The organism is Pantoea septica (assembly GCF_002095575.1).
GTDB lineage: Bacteria > Pseudomonadota > Gammaproteobacteria > Enterobacterales > Enterobacteriaceae > Pantoea > Pantoea septica.
Window position 1 is genome coordinate 26,010 of record NZ_MLJJ01000012.1, and the last position, 17,680, is coordinate 43,689.

Sequence of the window (17,680 nt, forward strand, 5' to 3'; positions counted from 1 at the left end):
AGTTTTTGATAATCACTCTCAATAAAACGATTGATAACATCGATTAAGATTTAGGAGGAATCCTAAACTCATTAAGGCCGAAAATCCAGTTATTTTTATTGAGCACAACGATTAACGCTATTAATCAACGTGGCCTGAAAACTTAAGGAATAATGAACCGCGATACATTTCCTTAATTGAATTATTAGATTGCAAATTTGAGTTAAATTACGATTAGGGCCATTTCAAATTTGAGTTAACTTTATAAGTCCTGATAAAAAGCGCTTTCACATCAGGTCTTAACTGGAGTATGGGAATAATCCTGGCATGGCGCAAAGCGGCAAAGTTAAAATTGTGTACTGTTTCTCATTTAAGTAACGCAAACAGAAAAACATGTGATCAATGTTTCATTTACAAAAAAATAAAAACATTTTTCGACATTAAGGTGGCGCTAACGACTACGCACAAAAAAGGCTGCCCAGGGCAGCCTTTAGCAATGCTAAACGAAACGCGGAGCTACTTAAACGGCAGCTTGATATCTTTGAACATTGCTTCGATATCTTCGTTAGAGCGCAGCGCAACCGCCGCATCGACCACATCACGCGTCAGGTGCGGCGCAAAGCGCTGAATAAAATCATACATATAGCTACGCAAAAAGGTGCTGCGCCGGAAGCCGATTTTCGTGGTGCTGTTGGTGAAAATTTCCGCCGCCTCAATGCGCACCAGATCGGGATCGGCGATGGGATCGACTGCCATACTGGCGATAACGCCCACGCCAAGGCCTAAGCGAACATAAGTTTTAATAACGTCTGCGTCGGTTGCGGTGAAAACAATACGCGGCGTCAGTCCAGCGCGGTTAAAGGCGGTATCCAGCTCCGACCGTCCGGTAAAGCCGAAGGTGTAGGTCACCAGCGGATATTCCGCCAGTTCTTCGATAGAGACCTGGCCCTTGCCCGCCAGCGGATGATCGGGCGTCACCACGATGGCGCGATTCCAGTGGTAACACGGCAGCATAATCAAATCGTCGTAGAGATGCAGCGCTTCGGTGGCGATGGCGAAATCGGCGTTGCCTTTGGAGACCGCTTCGGCGATCTGCGTCGGCGAACCCTGATGCATATGCAAAGAGACGCGCGGATAGCGCTCGATAAAGCCCTTAATTACGCCAGGCAATGCATAACGCGCCTGGGTATGGGTTGTCGCCACATAGAGCGAGCCCTTGTCCGGCCAGGTATGCTCTCCCGCCACCGATTTTATCGCATCGACTTTGGACAGCACCTCGCGGGCGATGCGAATGATCTCCTCGCCAGCCGGAGTAACCTGAGTTAAATGTTTGCCGCTACGTGCAAAGATCTGCACGCCCAGCTCATCCTCCAGCATGCGCACCTGCTTACTGATGCCCGGCTGAGAAGTGTAAAGGCCTTCTGCTGTCGAAGAGACGTTCAGGTTGTGATTAACCACTTCGACGATATAGCGCAACTGCTGCAATTTCATATCTGTTCCATCCCAGTAAGCTACAGAGCAGCATCCCCGATTGACGTATTTTCGCCGGATCGGTGAGAAAAGAGGCAAAGCACAGGAACATGTCGGAAATGCTATAACCACTATATCATCGTGAGAAGGAATGTAGAACGTTTTGATATAAGGCTAAGAAAAAGGCCAGCAGCGCTGGCCTTAGATAAAGAGAGGAAATTACTTTTTCGCTTCCTGCCACTTGCCGTCGATGTAAAACGCCGACCAGCCCGTCGCTTTGCCCTCTTTTTCGGAGGCGACATACTGCTGTTTGGTTTTACGGCTAAAGCGCACCATCGTCTTGTTGCCGTCAGCATCTGTCGCCGGTGCCTCAGCCAGGTAGCGCAGCTTTTCCGGCAGACGATCTTTAAAGCGCTGCAGCTCTTCCACTAACGGCGCGCGGGTTTCACGCGATTTCGGGAAGGTGTTAGCCGCGAGGAACACGCCTGCCGCCCCGTCGCGCAGCACGAAATAGGCGTCCGATTTCTCGCACGGCAGTTCAGGCAGCGGCACCGGATCTTCTTTCGGCGGCGCAACCTCGCCGTTACGCAGGATTTTACGCGTGTTTTTACAGTCGTCGTTGGTGCAGGCCATATACTTGCCGAAACGCCCCATTTTCAGGTGCATTTCCGAACCGCATTTCTCGCACTCCACTACCGGACCGTCGTAGCCCTTGATGCGGAATTCGCCCTGCTCGATTTCGTAACCGTCGCACTCTGGGTTATTGCCGCAGACGTGCAGCTTGCGCTGCGGATCGATCAGATAGCTGTCCATCGCCGTGCCGCACTTCTGGCAGCGGCGACGGGCGCGCAACGCGTTGGTTTCAGCGTCGTCGCCTTCCAGCACGTTCAGCACTTCGTTTTCCGGGATCAGGTTGATGGTCTGCTTGCAGCGCTCTTTCGGCGGCAGGGCATAGCCCGAACAGCCCAGGAAGACGCCGGTGCTGGCGGTGCGGATGCCCATCTTGCGTCCGCAGGTCGGACAGTCAATAGAGGTGAGCACCATCGGGTTCGGCTGCATGCCGCCTTCTTCCGGATCTTTCTCCGCCTTGTCCAGCTGCTGAGTAAAGTCGCTGAAGAAGTTATCCAGTACGCCTTTCCATTCCGCCTCGTTATTGGCGACGCGGTCAAGGCTGTCTTCCATGGTGGCGGTAAAGTCGTAGTTCATCAGGTCGCGGAAGTTCTCTTCCAGCCGATCGGTGACAATCTCGCCCATCTTCTCGGCATAGAAACGGCGGTTCTCCACGCGTACGTAGCCGCGATCCTGAATGGTCGAGATAATGGCGGCGTAGGTGGACGGACGGCCGATGCCGCGCTTCTCCAGCTCGCGCACCAGCGAGGCTTCGCTGAAGCGCGCGGGCGGCTTGGTGAAGTGCTGGCTTGGCGTCAGCTGCTGCAGATCGAGCGTTTCGCCTTTGGCGACGTGCGGCAGCGTACGGTCTTCGTCGTTTTTACGCAGCGCAGGCATCACGCGCGTCCAGCCGTCGAAGCGCAGCGTGCGCCCTTTCGCCTTCAGCTTAAAGCCGGCGGCGGCGACGGTGAGCGTGGTGGAGTCGTACTGCGCCGGCATCATCTGACAGGCGACGAACTGACGCCAGATCAGCTGGTAGAGCTTCTGAGCGTCCGCTTCCATATCCTTGAGCTTCTCCGCCACGACGTTGACGTCGGAGGGACGGATCGCCTCATGCGCTTCCTGGGAATTCTCTTTGCTGGCGTAGGTGTTCGCCGTCTCTGGCAGATACTTTTTGCCGAAGTTTTCGTCGATGTAGCCGCGCGCCATCGCCAGCGCATCCTGACTCAGGTTGGTGGAGTCGGTACGCATGTAGGTAATGTGGCCCGCTTCATACAGGCGCTGCGCCATCATCATGGTTTTCTTGACGCCGAAGCCGAGCCGCGTACTCGCCGCCTGCTGCAGCGTCGAGGTGATAAAGGGCGCGCCGGGCTTGCTGCTGGTCGGTTTATCTTCGCGATCCACCACTTCATAGCGGGCGTTTTCCAGCAGCGCGACGGCGGCCTGGGTCTGCTCGCCGTTAACCGGACGGAACGGGCTGTCGTTCTGGTGGGTGACCGACATCGCCAGCAGGTCGCCTTTCGCGGTATGCAGATCGGCGTTCAGTTCCCAGTACTCTTCCGGCACGAACGCTTTGATTTCCCGCTCGCGCTCAACGACCAGACGCACCGCCACAGACTGTACGCGACCGGCAGAAAGGCCGCGCGCAATTTTTTTCCACAGCAGCGGCGAAACCATATAACCGACGACGCGGTCCATAAAGCGACGCGCCTGCTGGGCGTTGACGCGGTCGATATTTAGTTCGCCCGGCGTTTCAAACGCCTGACGAATCGCATTTTTGGTGATTTCGTTGAACACGACGCGGCTGAAGCGCTTGTCGTCGCCGCCGATGACTTCCCGCAGGTGCCAGGCGATGGCTTCCCCTTCGCGGTCAAGGTCGGTTGCGAGATAAATGTGGTCAGCGTTTTGCGCCAGCGCTTTCAGTTCGGAGACGACTTTTTCCTTGCCGGGCAGGATCTGATAATCCGCTTTCCAGCCGTGATAGGGATCGACGCCCATGCGACTGACCAGCGCGGCCTTTTCATCTTTTTTAACTTTTTTCGCTTTTTTGTCGCCGGCCCCGTCAGCACTCTTTTTCGCGGTTGAACCACTGGTCGGCAAATCACGGATATGACCGACGCTGGATTTCACCACGTAGTCACTACCGAGGTATTTATTGATTGTTTTGGCCTTTGCCGGGGACTCAACGATGACGAGTGCTTTACCCATATGTACCTTTACCTAATGAAAACGTCCTGATAAACGGGAGAGGATTTGATGCCCAGAAACCCAGTGGGTTCAATATTGTTGCGCCTTTTTTGCTTTTCAAGGCTGCGGGGTCAATCTCGGGCCAGCTGGCATATGTTTATGCAAGGGTATGAATAAGAGCGACTTTTTCATCTGACACAATCACACTTCCCGGTGTGATCTCCCTGAAATCTGAATCGCCCACACTCTACCTGATAAAATTCGTTACGCAACTTAATTAGCACTCAGTTGAATTTTGCGCCAGATTTTCACGCGTTTTGCTGATTTGCCGCGCAGCGCTTTTGGCACGTAATATAGAAAGGATTTTGTGCATGTCAAAAAGGCGATATTCAATGCAGAAAAATACCCAACCCATTTCACGCCAGGCGCTACTGGAAAAAGCCAATTCGCTTATTCGCGAACATGACGATTATTTTGCCGGTCTGGAAGCTGACGAGGTGATTCAGCAGGGCGACGTGCTGGTATTTCGCGGCCCCTTTTTTCTTGATGACGAAGGGCTGCCGACGGCGAAAACCACGGCGGTGTTCAACGTCTTTAAATATCTGGCGCTGACGCTCTCGTCGCGCTATCACCTGGCATAAAGAACCCGGCGTCAGCCGGGTTTGTTTGCGGACGGCTGCTGCGAGCGAACGCCCCGCCTGGGCATTCGCTCGCAGCCTGACGGGCCGTTAAAGCAGCGGCTTCTCGCCGCGCTGCCACCACTTCATCAGCAGGCGTTCCGCTACCGAGCCGGCGCTGTGGGTGACACGGTCGAGCATTTTGCGGCGACGCGCATAGTGCACGCCCAGCACGTTGAAGAGTTCCATCTGGCTGATGATCAGCTCGTCGCTGGTGCTGATATCGTCGATAAGATTCAACGCCAGCGCCTGGCGGCCATACCAGTGTTCGCCCGTCGCGACTTTGTCGATATCCAGCGACGGACGCATCTGATGCACAAACTCTTTAAACAGCAGGTGCGTTTCGTTGAGATCTTCCTGAAACTTCTCGCGGCCCTCGTTGGTATTCTCGCCAAACAGCGTCAGAGTGCGTTTGTACTGCCCGGCGGTATGCAGTTCGACATCGATATCGTTGCGCTTGAGCAGACGGTTAAAGTTCGGGATCTGCGCCACCACGCCAATGGAGCCGAGGATGGCGAAAGGGGCCGCCACGATGCGATCCGCCACGCAGGCCATCATGTAGCCGCCGCTGGCGGCCACTTTATCCACCGCCGCCGTCAGGCGCAGCCCGCGATCGCGCAGGCGCTGCAGCTGCGACGCCGCCAGGCCGTAGCCGTGCACCACCCCGCCCGGGCTCTCCAGCCGCAGCAATACCTCGTCGCCCTTCTCCGCCACCGCCAGCACGGCGGAAACCTCTTCACGCAGCGCCGTGACTTCGCCGGCGTCCATGCTGCCCTTGAAATCGATCACGTAGAGCGTTGGCTTCTGGCTCTCGACGACGCCCTGCTTCGCGGCGCGTTTCTCCGCCTTCGCCTTCTGCTTTTCCGCTTTTTTATGCTGCTTTAGCCACACTTTCTGCACCTGCGGCTTCATTTTAGCCAGCTGCAGATCGTCCTTCATTTGCTGATAGTCGTCGCCCAGATGCGTCAGCCGCAGTTGTCCGGCCGCCTGGCCGCGCTTGCGCAGCGCCGCGTTAACGATAATCGCCACGACGGCGGCGACCGCGATGACCACCGTCACCGCTTTAGCGAGAAATAATCCATAGTTGGAGAGTAAATCCATTCTGCCGCCTTATTAAACAGAGAATTAGCACCGATCGGAGAGTTTACCGGGTTTAGCGCCTCACGTCGCCTGAAATGCCAGCGGCCGGCACAGAAAGCGCCTGCGGATGATTGCACCCTCCAGAGAATTGAGGCATAAAGCCCAAAACCCGTTTACGCGCTCAAGGAAAACGTCGTGCACTATCAACCGAAAAACGACCTGCTGCAAAACCGCATCATTCTCGTCACCGGCGCCTCCGACGGCATTGGCCGCGAAGCCGCCATCACCTATGCGCGCTACGGCGCGGAAGTTATCCTGCTCGGCCGCAACCTGCCGCGGCTGGAACAAACACAGCAGGCGATCGCTCAGCTCGGCCTGCGCCCGGCGCACTGCCTGGTGTTCGATCTGGCGCAGGCGACGCCGGCATCCTGTCAGCAGCTGGCCGACCAGCTGGCGCAGCAGTTTCCGCGCCTGGACGGCGTGCTGCACAACGCCGGCATTCTGGGGGAGATCGTGCCGCTCGCCGAGCTGGATCCGCAGATCTGGCAGCAGGTAATGAAGATTAACCTCGACGCCACCTTTTTCCTGACCCAGGCGTTGCTGCCGCTGCTGCTGAAATCAAGCGCCGGCTCGCTGGTCTTCACCACCTCCAGCGTGGGCCGTACCGGCCGCGCCGGCTGGGGCGCCTATGCGGTGTCGAAGTTCGCCACCGAAGGCATGATGCAGGTGCTGGCGGATGAATATAAGAACCAGTCGCTGCGGGTCAACTGTATCAATCCTGGCGGCACGCGCACCAAAATGCGCGCCTCTGCCTTCCCGCAGGAAGATGCTGACAAGCTGAAAACGCCGGCCGATCTAATGCCGCTCTACCTTTATGTCATGGGCGACGACAGCCGCCGTAAAACCGGCATCAGTTTTGATGCGCAGCCCGGCCGTAAACCCGGAGCGGCAGAGTAATGGGCGACGATCGCCACCAGCAGCGGCAGCAGCGGCTGAAAGAGCAGGTTGACGCGCGTATCGCTGCCGCGACGGAAACGCGCGGCATCATGATGGTCTTTACCGGCAACGGCAAAGGCAAAACCACCGCCGCTTTCGGCACCGCGCTGCGCGCCGTAGGGCACGGCAAAAAGGTGGGCGTTATCCAGTTTATCAAGGGTGAATGGCCCAACGGCGAGCGCAATCTGCTGGCGCAGCACGGCGTGGAGTTTCAGGTGATGTCCACCGGCTTTACCTGGGAGACGCAAAACCGCGCGACCGATACCGCCGCCTGTCAGTCGGTGTGGCAGCATGCCATGCGCATGCTGGCGGACGATACCCTGGATCTGGTGCTGCTCGACGAGATTACCTATATGGTGAGCATGGATTATCTGTCGCTGGACGATCTGGAACGCGCGCTGGCGGCGCGTCCGGCGCATCAGAGCGTAATCCTGACCGGGCGCGGCTGCCATCGCGCGCTCATCGAGCGCGCGGACACCGTGACCGAAATGCGGCCCGTGAAGCACGCCTTCGACGCCGGGATCCAGGCGCAGCAAGGCATCGACTGGTAGCCAAAAAAAACGCAGCCCGTGAGCTGCGTTTTTTATTAGCCGCGTTTGCCGCCGCCGTTGCTGCTGCGTCGACCGCTGCCGCTCACCTGCGTGTGGCGCTTAACCGCGCGACGAATTTGATTCGCCTTGGTGCGGCGGCGATCTTTTTCTACCGCCAGCTTGGTGACCGTCTCGTCATCCATGCCCACCAGCGAGCGCAGATAGTTCACCGCCGTCAGATCCATCTCCATCCAGCCGCCGCGCGGCAAGCCTTTCGGCAGCGTGATATCGCCGTAGCGCACGCGCATCAGGCGACTGACCTGCACGCCAACCGCTTCCCACAGGCGGCGCACTTCGCGGTTGCGTCCTTCGGTCAGGGTGACGTTATACCATTGGTTGACCCCTTCGCCGCCGGCGAAGCGCAGCGTTTTAAAGGCCGCCGGGCCATCCTCCAGCTGCACCCCTTTGCTCAGCTGACGAATTTTATCATCGTCGACCTGACCAAATACGCGCACGGCATATTCGCGCTCGACTTCGCGGCTCGGATGCATCAAACGGTTCGCCAGCTCGCCGTCGGTCGTGAACAGCATCAGTCCGCAGGTATTGACGTCAAGACGTCCCACCGCAATCCAGCGGGAGCCGCGCAGACGCGGCAGGCGATCGAACACCGTTGGACGGCCTTCCGGGTCGCTGCGGGTGCAGAGTTCGCCTTCAGGCTTATAGTAGGCCAGCACGCGGCAGACTTCCGTCGCCGACTCGGCGATAGAAACCAGATGGCCGTCGATGCGGATTTTCAGGGATTTGTCATTTTCAATGCGGTCGCCCAGGGTGGCGAGTTTGCCGTCGATACTGACGCGACCGGCGGCGATTTTTGCTTCGATTTCACGACGGGAACCGTGGCCTGCACGTGCCAGGACTTTCTGTAACTTTTCGCTCATAGCGGCCTCACTGTCGCCTTCCCAGGCGTCATTTGGGTTAAAATTCTTTAAAATCAATAACTTAAGTTATGGCATTCCGCTTATTATACCTTTTATTTACGGCTTTGTAACCTGCTTAATCAGGATAGCTGGCGTGACTCTTATTTAACAACTGTGATCATCTTCGCAACAGATCTCCATGTAGACTTGTATGGTAGCCCAACCTCTGACATAAGGGTTACTGCTATGACTTCTCTCTTTTCCCCGACCGCGCGCGCGAGCGCCGCAGGCGCCGACAACAAGAGCGTGATTCGCCGGGTCGCCAGCGCATCCGCCATCGGCACTGCCGCGGAATATTATGATTTTTTCGCCTACGGCACCGCTGCGGTGCTGTTCTTCGGCCACCTCTTCTTTCCCAGCGATAATCCCCTGGTCAGTACCCTGGCCGCCTTCGCCACCTACGCCGTCGGCTTTCTGGCGCGGCCGGTCGGCGGGATTATCTTCGGCCATATCGGCGATAAGGTGGGCCGTAAAAAAGCGCTGGTGGTCACCATTCTCATCGTCGGCCTGGGCACTTTTTGCATCGGCCTGCTGCCGACCTACGCCACCATCGGCATATGGGCGCCGATATCCCTTATCCTTATCCGTCTGCTGCAGGGTTTCGGCGTCGGCGGCGAGCAGGCTGGCGCGGTGCTAATGACCGCGGAGTATGCGCAGCCCGCGCGGCGCGGCTACTTCGCCAGCTGGGTGCAGATTGGCGCGCCGACCGGCTTTCTGCTGCCGCTGGCGTTGTTCGCCGTCCTGAACGCCTTGCTGACGGCGGATCAGATGATGAGCTGGGGCTGGCGCGTGCCCTTTCTGCTGAGCGCGCTGCTGGTGATCGTCGGGCTGTTTATCCGCCTGCGTATTGACGAGTCGCCGGTGTTCGCCGAGATACGCGCCACGAAAGCGGCAGAGTCGCGGCCGCTCAAAGAGGTGATCCAGGCTTATCCGGGGCTGGTGTTGAACGGGGTGGCCGCAAAGCTGATCGAAGCCTGCGCCTTCGCGCTGTTTACGGTGATCATTCTGGCATGGGGCAAAGCGAACCAGCTCGACAACAATATTCTGATGGAGAGCATGATTGTGGCGGTGATACTGGAAATTTTCGCCATTCCGCTGATGGGCGCGCTTTCCGATCGTATCGGGCGCAAACCGGTTTATCTGCTGGGCGCGCTGCTGATCGTGCTGGCAATCGTGCCCTTTTTCCTCGCCCTGCAGCAAAACAGCTACTGGCTGACGCAGATCGCCATGATCGTGGCGCTGACGCTGGGCCACAGCATGTGTTACGCGCCGCAGGCGTCGTGGTTCCCCGAGCTGTTTCCTACCCATATCCGCTGCAGCGGCATCGCGGTGATCTGGCAAATCGGCTCATTGATCGGCAGCGGCATTCTCGGCCTGGCCGCGGTTAAAATCCTGCAGGTCACGGACGGCCACTGGTATGGGCTGGCGCTCTATGTCGGGGTGCTGGGAGCGATCTCCCTGGTGGGTCTGGCGCGATTGCCGGAGACCGCGCCGGGACGGCGCAAGGCGGAATATCACAGCTGGCAGCGGCGATGACTCGACCTGTTTCCTGGCAACTGCCCTCTTCGCGGAGGGCAATGATTAATCTGCCGCAAACAGGCGCTTTGCGCATTTTTCTCGCCAAGCTGCTGAAGCGGAAATACTTTTACGCGCCGCCGGCTCTGATTGCTGCTGCTAATGTATCGCGGCAGCAGAGGATTCATTAGACATACGACACAATTAAAAGAACGTTAATCTTTGCGCGCATTCCTGTCGCATTTTTTCATCTGGCATTGATTGCCTCAGCAGTATATTATTCTGATAATTTCACGCAGAACGCGTTACCTGCATGCCCACCCCACTTTAAACCTGCCTTTAAAACCACAGATTGGTTTATTACCCTATTTATTCGCATTTCTTTTTAAGATTAATCTTAATCGCTTGTCTCCATATTATTTAACGGTAGAATCAGAGCCAGAAACGCAAATAATCACTTTCGTATTATTAATCTTATAGCGTTGCCCCAGCGAAAGTGATTAACGAGAATTTAACTTACTCTTTGCAGTTTCTCTAAAAAATAAACCGGCGCTACCGGAAATGCAGCGTTAATACGGCTCAATGATGAGTCTGAAATTGCATGTCAAAAATCTTCACCAGGGATTTTCCGACATGCCAGCATGAAGATAATCACCATGAGAAAACTGTTCTTATGGCCGGCGTTTGCTGCGCTGGCTTTGAGCGGTTGCTCTGTGGGCCATACCGAATATAGCCGTACGGCAATGCAGCACGTGGACATGAGTTTCACCGGCATTCCTACGGTTCTCGGGCTCGGCACGCTGGGCAGCAGCATTCCCATCACGCCTGAATATAGCCTGACGGCGGCGCACGTGGCGAAGTTTGCCGTGCAGCGCGTAAAGGCGTATCACCCCTATTGCGATCTGGCGATCATTTACCACAAAAATGACGCGGCCACGCTGGCGAAATTCCGCAGCGGCGCCATCGGCGATCCGGTCAAAATGTACGGCTACAGTTTTATTTCCGCCATGCCGGTTGAATCGTCGGGCAGTAATTTAGCGCGCACTGCCATTCGCAACAGCTGGAATAAAAAACCCTGTATGGCGATGGCGTCAAATGCAGGCGTAGTGAAAGGGATGTCCGGCGGCGCGGTCTATAATGCGGATAATACGCTGGGCGGTGTGATTGTCGGTTTCAGCGATGAAATAAAAAGCAGCAGCAGCGGAAAAACCGTTTTAAAAGATGTGTCGCTCTATATTCCCTATTCCGACTTTCAAAACTGGCTGAAACAAAATATTGGTCAGACGGCGCAGAGCGGCGCCTGACCAGGCTGTTACAGGAAAGGCCGGGTATCGCCTGAACCTTCGCGCACGATCGCGGGCGCATCGCTGGTGAGATCGACAACCGTTGTCGGCTGCTGTCCCAGCGTGCCGCCGTCGATAATTAAATCGACCAGCTTGCCAATGCTGTGCTGGATCTCTTCCGGATCCGATTCGGTGAAATCGTTGCCCGGCAGGATCAGCGAGGTCGACATCATCGGCTCGTTGAGCGCCTCCAGCAGCGCCAGCGCAATCGGATTGGACGGCACGCGCAGCCCGATGGTTTTACGCTTGTCGTTCATCAGACGACGCGGCACGATTTTGGTCGCCTTCAGAATAAAGGTATAGCTGCCCGGCGTGTTGTTTTTCAGCAGGCGAAAGGCGCTGTTATCCACCTGCGAATAGTTGGAGATTTCCGACAGATCGCGACACATCAGCGTGAAGTTGTGATTGCCGTCCAGCTGACGAATGCGGCAGATACGCTCCAGCGCGTTTTTCTCTTCCAGACGACAGCCCAGCGCGTAGCCGGAGTCGGTAGGATAGACGATCACTCCGCCCTTGTTGAGGTAGTCGACCGCCTGCGAAACCAGGCGCGGCTGCGGATTGTCCGGGTGAATGTGAAACAGTTGACTCATAAAAAACCTCGTATCACCTGTCCGCGTCAGAGCCTGCGGGCGCCAGCGCCGGGAAACGTTCCCATACCGGCTCGACGCCGGCCGGCAGCCAGAGTTTGCGGCCCAGCTCAATCCACGGACAGGGTTGGTGAAAATCGGAACCTTGCGATCCAGCCAGATCGGCATCGCGGGCGTACTGCGCCAGCTGCGCGCGTTCATTGGGCGCCTGCTGGCACTGCGCGACTTCCATAGCGTCGCCGCCCGCTTCGCGGAAATGCGCGATAAGCCGCTTCAGCCACTTCGCCGACAAACCGTAGCGGCCTGGGTGCGCCAGCACCGCACAGCCGCCAGAATGGTGAATGGCATCAATGGCTTGTTTAATTGTACACCATTGCGGTGGAACGTAGCCGGTTTTGCCGCGCGCCAGATAGCTTTTGAACACCTGGGCCACCGTATCGGCTTTGCCCTGCTCCATTAAAAAGCGGGCGAAGTGGCCGCGTGTAATAACACCGCCATCCGCCAGCCGCGCGGCGCCAGCCAGCGCGCCAGGGATGCGCGCCTTCTCCAGGCGCTCGGCGATCAGCTCTGCGCGCGCCTGACGACAGCGCGCCTGCTCCGCCAGAAAAAGGATCATCGCCGGATGGCTGATATCGATGTTCAGCCCAACGATATGAATCTCATGGTTTTCCCACAGCGTTGACGCCTCTACGCCCGCCAGCACCTTAAGCGGCAGCGCCTGCTCGCTAACGGCGCGCTGCGCCGCGGCCACGCCCGCCACGCTGTCGTGATCGGTAATCGCCAGTACGCCGACGCGCATAGCGACGGCGCGCTCTACCAGCGCCTCGGGCGTCAACAGCCCGTCGGAGGCGCGGGTGTGGCTGTGTAAATCATAAAGAGGAAAACGGGCAATCTCGTTCAAATGGCACTCCTGCTGCACGATGAAGCGGCCAGCATGATAACGATTTTATGCGCGGGTGAAAAAGCGTATTGACTTTTATCCTTTGAACCCGTTAACTAGTACACAAGTTCACAACTAAACGGGTTCTCTGTCATGGCGACGATTTTGATGCTTTCTGCAGGCTGGTGGCGCGATGTTTCCCCCGACGGGCAACGTCCAGCACCCCTTGCGTAACGCAGTGCAGAGACCCGAGCCCGCTTAAAGCGGGCTTTTTTTTAGGCGAATTTCAGAGAGAACATCATGCCAAATGCGAAACCTACAGTGAAGTTGATTACCGGCACCGCGCCCTACCGCGAAGATCCGGCCGCAGTGTTTCATCAGTTATGCGGCGCACGTCCGGCAACGCTGCTGCTCGAATCGGCAGATATCGACAGCAAACAGAATCTTAAGAGTCTGCTGATCGTCGACAGCGCCCTGCGCGTCAGCGCGCTGGGATCCTGCGTAACGGTGCAGGCCCTGTCGGAAAACGGTCGCGCGCTGCTGCCGCTGCTCGACGCGGCGCTGCCTGCCGGCGTGAAAATCGAACCGCGTCCGGACGGCCGCGAGCTGCACTTCCCGTCCGCCGACGCGGTGCAGGATGAAGACTCACGCCTGCAGGCGCTGTCGGTTTTCGACGCGCTGCGCCTGATCCCACGCCTGGTGAACGCACCGGCGGACGAGCGCGAAGCGGTGCTGCTGGGCGGCCTGTTCGCCTATGATCTGGTGGCGGGCTTTGAGGAGCTGCCCGCGCTGGACAATCAGCAGCGCTGCCCCGACTACTGCTTCTACCTGGCAGAGACGCTGCTGGTGCTCGATCATCAGACGCGCAGCGCCACGCTGCAGGCGAGCCTGTTTTGCCCCTCCACCAGCGAATTCCAGCGTCTGCAAAGCCGTATCGAGCAGCTGCACGGCCAGATGCTGCAGCCCGCGCCGGCGCTGCCGGTGCAGAAAGTCGAGCAGATGACGCTGAGCGTCAGCCAGAGCGACGAAGCCTATTGCGACACCGTGCGTCAGATGCAGGAAGCGATTCGCATCGGCGAAATTTTCCAGGTCGTGCCGTCGCGCCGCTTTTCACTGCCCTGCCCGTCGCCGCTCGCCGCCTACGACACGCTGAAAAACAGCAATCCCAGCCCCTACATGTTCTTTATGCAGGATCGCGATTTCGCGCTGTTTGGCGCCTCGCCGGAGAGCTCGCTGAAGTATGACGCCGCCACGCGCCAGATCGAGATCTACCCGATTGCCGGCACGCGTCCGCGCGGCCGACACGCCGACGGTTCGCTGGATCGCGATCTCGACAGCCGCATCGAGCTGGAGATGCGCACCGATCATAAAGAGCTGGCCGAACATCTGATGCTGGTGGATCTGGCGCGCAACGATCTGGCGCGCATCTGCGTGCCGGGCAGCCGCTACGTCGCCGACCTGACCAAGGTCGACCGTTACTCGTTCGTGATGCATCTGGTGTCGCGCGTGGTCGGCACGCTGCGCGAAGACCTCGACGTGCTGCACGCCTACCGCGCCTGTATGAACATGGGCACCCTGAGCGGGGCGCCGAAAGTGCGCGCCATGCAGCTGATCGCCGCAGCGGAAGGCACGCGCCGCGGCAGCTACGGCGGCGCGGTCGGCTACTTCACCGCCAACGGCGACCTCGACACCTGTATCGTTATTCGTTCCGCCTGGGTGGAGGACGGCGTCGCCACCGTACAGGCGGGCGCCGGCGTGGTGCTCGACTCCAACCCGCATGCTGAAGCGGACGAAAGCCGCAACAAAGCGCGCGCCGTGCTGCGCGCCATCGCGACTGCCCATCACTGCCAGGAGATTTTCTGATGGCCGATATCCTGCTGCTCGATAACATCGACTCCTTTACCTATAACCTCGTTGATCAGCTGCGCGCCTTCGGCCACAACGTGGTGATCTACCGCAACAGCGTGCCGGCTTCGGTCCTGACCGAACGCCTGCAGCGCATGGAGAATCCGGTGCTGATGCTATCGCCGGGCCCGGGCGCGCCGAAAGACGCCGGCTGCATGCCGGAGCTGCTGCGAACCCTGCGCGGGCGCCTGCCGATTATCGGCATCTGCCTCGGTCACCAGGCGATTGTCGAAGCCTACGGCGGCCATGTCGGCCAGGCGGGCGAAATCCTGCACGGCAAAGCCTCCGCCGTGAATCACGACGGCGAAGCGATGTTCGCCGGACTGAGCAACCCGCTGCCGGTCGCGCGCTATCACTCGCTGGTGGGCAGCAATACGCCGACGGAGCTGACGGTCAACGCCAGCTACAACGGCATGGTGATGGCGGTGCGCCACGACGCCGATCGCGTCTGCGGCTTCCAGTTCCATCCTGAATCCATCCTGACCACTCAGGGCGCCCGTCTGCTGGAGCAGACGCTGGCCTGGGCGCTGGCGACATCACAGGGAGAATGATCATGCATGCCATCCTGGAAAAACTCTATCAGGCGCAGTCGCTGACTCAGGGCGAAAGCCATCAGCTGTTCAGCGCCATTATTACCGGTCAGCTGGAGCCGACGCAGCTTGCCGCCGCGCTGATCGCCATGAAGGTGCGCGGCGAATCGCCGCAGGAGATCGCGGGTGCCGCCAGCGCGCTGCTGGAAGACGCCCGCCCCTTTCCGCGCCCGACCTACGCCTTTGCCGATATCGTCGGCACCGGCGGCGACGGCAGCAACAGCATCAATATTTCCACCGCCAGCGCCTTCGTCGCCGCCACCTGCGGGCTGAAAGTGGCGAAGCACGGCAATCGCAGCGTCTCCAGCAAGTCGGGTTCCTCCGATCTGCTGGCGGCGTTCGGCATCAGCCTGGATATGCCCGCCGAGCAGGCGCGCGCGGCGCTGGACGACCTCAATGTCTGCTTCCTGTTCGCGCCGCAGTATCACACCGGCTTTCGCCATGCGATGCCGGTGCGCCAGCAGCTGAAAACCCGCACGCTGTTCAACGTACTCGGCCCGCTGATCAACCCGGCGCGGCCGCCGCTGGCGGTGATCGGCGTCTACAGCCCAGAACTGGTGCTGCCGATCGCCCAGACCCTGAAGGTGCTGGGCTACCAGCGCGCCGCGGTGGTGCACGGCGGCGGTATGGATGAGGTGGCGCTGCACAGCGAAACCCACGTCGCCGAACTGCGCGACGGCGAAATCACCCGCTATCAGCTCACGCCGGAAGACTTCGGTTTCGGTTTCCATCCCAAGGAAGCGCTGGCGGGCGGTACGCCGGAAGAAAACCGTGACATTCTGACCCGTTTACTTCAGGGTAATGGCCAGCAGGCCCATGAGAAAGCGGTCGCCGTCAACGTGGCGATGTTGTTGAAAGTATTCGGTCATGAAGATTTGCGTGAAAACGCGCAGCGTGCGCTTCAGGCGATCCGCAGCGGACAAGCCTATGAACGCGTTGTCGCTCTGGCAGCAAGAGGATAACCATGCAAGGTACGATTTTAGAGAAGATTGTTCAGGATAAAGCGCAGTGGGTCGAAGCGCGCAAGGCGCAACAGCCGCTCGCCTCCTTTCAGAATGACGTGCAGCCCGCCTCCCGCAGCTTTTATCACGCGCTGCAGGGCGCGCGCACCGTGTTTATTCTGGAGTGCAAAAAAGCGTCCCCTTCCAAAGGGCTGATCCGCGACGATTTCGACCCGGCGGCCATCGCGGGCGTTTATCGCCACTACGCCTCCGCCGTCTCGGTGCTGACTGACGAGAAATATTTCCAGGGCAGCTTCGACTTTCTGCCGATCGTCAGCGCGGCGCTTACGCAGCCGGTGCTGTGCAAAGACTTTATTATCGATCCCTATCAGATCTACCTGGCGCGCCACTATCAGGCTGACGCCATCCTGCTGATGCTGTCGGTCTTGAACGACGACGAGTATCGCCAGCTGGCCGCCGTGGCGCACAGCCTGAAGATGGGCGTGCTGACCGAGGTCAGCAACGAAGACGAGCTGGAGCGCGCCATTGCGCTGGAAGCGAAAGTGGTCGGCATCAACAACCGCGATCTGCGCGATATGTCGATCGATCTCGACCGCACGCGTCAGCTGGCGCCGCGCCTGTCGCACGGCGTGACGGTGATCAGCGAATCGGGCATTCATAACTATGCGCAGGTGCGCGAACTGAGCCACTTCGCCAACGGCTTCCTGATCGGCTCGGCGCTGATGGAAGAGCCGGACCTGGCGGCTGCGGTGCGTCGCGTGCTGCTGGGCGATAACAAAGTGTGCGGGCTGACGCGAGCGGAAGACGCGCGCGCCGCCTTTGAGGCCGGCGCGCTTTACGGTGGCCTGATCTTCGCCGAGGGTTCGCCGCGCCGACTCGACGCGTCGCAGGCGCAGCAGGTCATGGCCGGCGCGCCGCTGCGCTACGTCGGCGTGTTCCGCAACAGCGCTATTAGTGACGTTGTCACGCTGGCCGAGACGCTGCGCCTGAGCGCCGTTCAGCTGCACGGAGACGAAGATCGCGCCTGTGTTGCAGAGCTGCGCGCCGCGCTGCCCGCCGGCGTCGCCATCTGGAAAGCGCTGAGCATTAAAAGCGCGCTGCCCGCGCGCGACTGGCCGCACGTCGACCGCTACGTCTTTGACAACGGCAACGGCGGCAGCGGCGAACGCTTTGACTGGTCGCTGCTGCAGGATCAAGATTTAAGCGACGTGCTGCTTGCCGGCGGCCTGGGCGCGGACAACTGCGTAGAAGCGGCGCGCCTCGGCTGCGCGGGCCTTGACTTCAACTCCGGCGTGGAAAGCGCGCCCGGCATCAAAGATGCCAGCAAAATTGCGGCGGTTTTCCGCACGCTGCGCGCCTACTGATTTGTCAGGCCCGCTGCGGCGGGCCTATA

13 protein-coding genes and 1 pseudogene are annotated in these 17,680 nt (G+C 58.8%); 8 read left to right on the forward strand and 6 right to left on the reverse strand.

The annotated features are described in order from the left end of the window. Window positions 1–495: 495 nt before the first annotated feature. Together cysB and topA are read right to left on the reverse strand one after the other, a co-directional pair. Window positions 496–1,470 (reverse strand): HTH-type transcriptional regulator CysB, encoded by a 975-nt coding sequence (gene cysB / locus HA46_RS08510; RefSeq protein WP_033746805.1) that lies wholly within the window; start codon window positions 1,468–1,470, stop codon window positions 496–498. Between the two features lie 198 nt (window positions 1,471–1,668). Further along, the gene (gene topA, locus HA46_RS08515; protein WP_033790335.1) at window positions 1,669–4,266 is read right to left on the reverse strand and encodes a type I DNA topoisomerase; all 2,598 of its coding nucleotides are present in this window, start codon (window positions 4,264–4,266) and stop codon (window positions 1,669–1,671) included. 371 nt (window positions 4,267–4,637) lie between these two features. On the opposite strand from topA, the gene HA46_RS08520 reads away from it, so the two are divergent. Beyond that, a complete protein-coding gene (locus tag HA46_RS08520; RefSeq protein ID WP_084883666.1) occupies window positions 4,638–4,886 on the forward strand; it encodes a YciN family protein in 249 nt (82 codons plus the stop codon). An 87-nt stretch (window positions 4,887–4,973) separates the two neighbouring features. Here HA46_RS08520 and sohB read toward each other — a convergent pair whose 3' ends face one another. Beyond that, the gene (gene sohB, locus HA46_RS08525) at window positions 4,974–6,023 is read right to left on the reverse strand and encodes a protease SohB (protein WP_033790337.1); all 1,050 of its coding nucleotides are present in this window, start codon (window positions 6,021–6,023) and stop codon (window positions 4,974–4,976) included. Between the two features lie 174 nt (window positions 6,024–6,197). Between sohB and HA46_RS08530 the strand changes: the two genes are divergently transcribed. Together HA46_RS08530 and cobO are read left to right on the forward strand one after the other, a co-directional pair. After that, window positions 6,198–6,959: a YciK family oxidoreductase gene (locus HA46_RS08530; RefSeq protein WP_033790338.1), complete on the forward strand. Its 762-nt coding sequence runs from the start codon at window positions 6,198–6,200 to the stop codon at window positions 6,957–6,959. Next, on the forward strand, window positions 6,959–7,549 hold the full coding sequence (cobO, locus tag HA46_RS08535; RefSeq protein ID WP_033790339.1) for a cob(I)yrinic acid a,c-diamide adenosyltransferase: 591 nt from the start codon (window positions 6,959–6,961) through the stop codon (window positions 7,547–7,549). Before HA46_RS08530 ends, cobO begins: the two co-directional genes overlap by 1 nt. 35 nt (window positions 7,550–7,584) lie before the next feature. Here the strand turns inward: cobO and rluB are convergent, their stop codons facing one another. Continuing rightward, complete coding sequence (rluB, locus tag HA46_RS08540; protein WP_033790340.1) at window positions 7,585–8,466, reverse strand: 23S rRNA pseudouridine(2605) synthase RluB; 882 nt, start codon at window positions 8,464–8,466, stop codon at window positions 7,585–7,587. 225 nt (window positions 8,467–8,691) lie between these two features. Between rluB and HA46_RS08545 the strand changes: the two genes are divergently transcribed. Both HA46_RS08545 and HA46_RS08550 read left to right on the forward strand, forming a co-directional pair. Continuing rightward, window positions 8,692–10,041, forward strand: coding sequence for an MFS transporter (locus HA46_RS08545; RefSeq protein ID WP_084883667.1), 1,350 nt, complete (start codon window positions 8,692–8,694; stop codon window positions 10,039–10,041). A gap of 635 nt (window positions 10,042–10,676) precedes the next feature. Continuing rightward, window positions 10,677–11,324, forward strand: a complete 648-nt coding sequence (locus HA46_RS08550; RefSeq protein WP_179944750.1) for a S1 family serine peptidase — start codon at window positions 10,677–10,679, stop codon at window positions 11,322–11,324. A gap of 8 nt (window positions 11,325–11,332) precedes the next feature. On the opposite strand, the gene HA46_RS08555 is transcribed toward HA46_RS08550, so the two are convergent. Next, entirely contained in the window at window positions 11,333–11,953 is a 621-nt protein-coding gene (locus HA46_RS08555) for an L-threonylcarbamoyladenylate synthase (RefSeq protein ID WP_033790344.1), read from the reverse strand. Between the two features lie 13 nt (window positions 11,954–11,966). Further along, the gene (rnm, locus tag HA46_RS08560; protein ID WP_033790345.1) at window positions 11,967–12,851 is read right to left on the reverse strand and encodes an RNase RNM; all 885 of its coding nucleotides are present in this window, start codon (window positions 12,849–12,851) and stop codon (window positions 11,967–11,969) included. Between the two features lie 279 nt (window positions 12,852–13,130). Here rnm and HA46_RS08565 point away from each other — a divergent pair, with 279 nt between their 5' ends. The 3 genes and pseudogenes from HA46_RS08565 (at window position 13,131) to trpCF (ending at window position 17,651) form a co-directional block, all read left to right on the forward strand. Further along, on the forward strand, window positions 13,131–14,693 hold the full coding sequence (locus HA46_RS08565) for an anthranilate synthase component 1 (protein WP_084883669.1): 1,563 nt from the start codon (window positions 13,131–13,133) through the stop codon (window positions 14,691–14,693). Further along, window positions 14,693–16,287, forward strand: a pseudogene (gene trpD, locus HA46_RS21305) (bifunctional anthranilate synthase glutamate amidotransferase component TrpG/anthranilate phosphoribosyltransferase TrpD). Before HA46_RS08565 ends, trpD begins: the two are co-directional and overlap by 1 nt. A gap of 2 nt (window positions 16,288–16,289) precedes the next feature. Further along, window positions 16,290–17,651, forward strand: coding sequence for a bifunctional indole-3-glycerol-phosphate synthase TrpC/phosphoribosylanthranilate isomerase TrpF (gene trpCF / locus HA46_RS08580; protein WP_143807612.1), 1,362 nt, complete (start codon window positions 16,290–16,292; stop codon window positions 17,649–17,651). Window positions 17,652–17,680 lie beyond the last annotated feature (29 nt).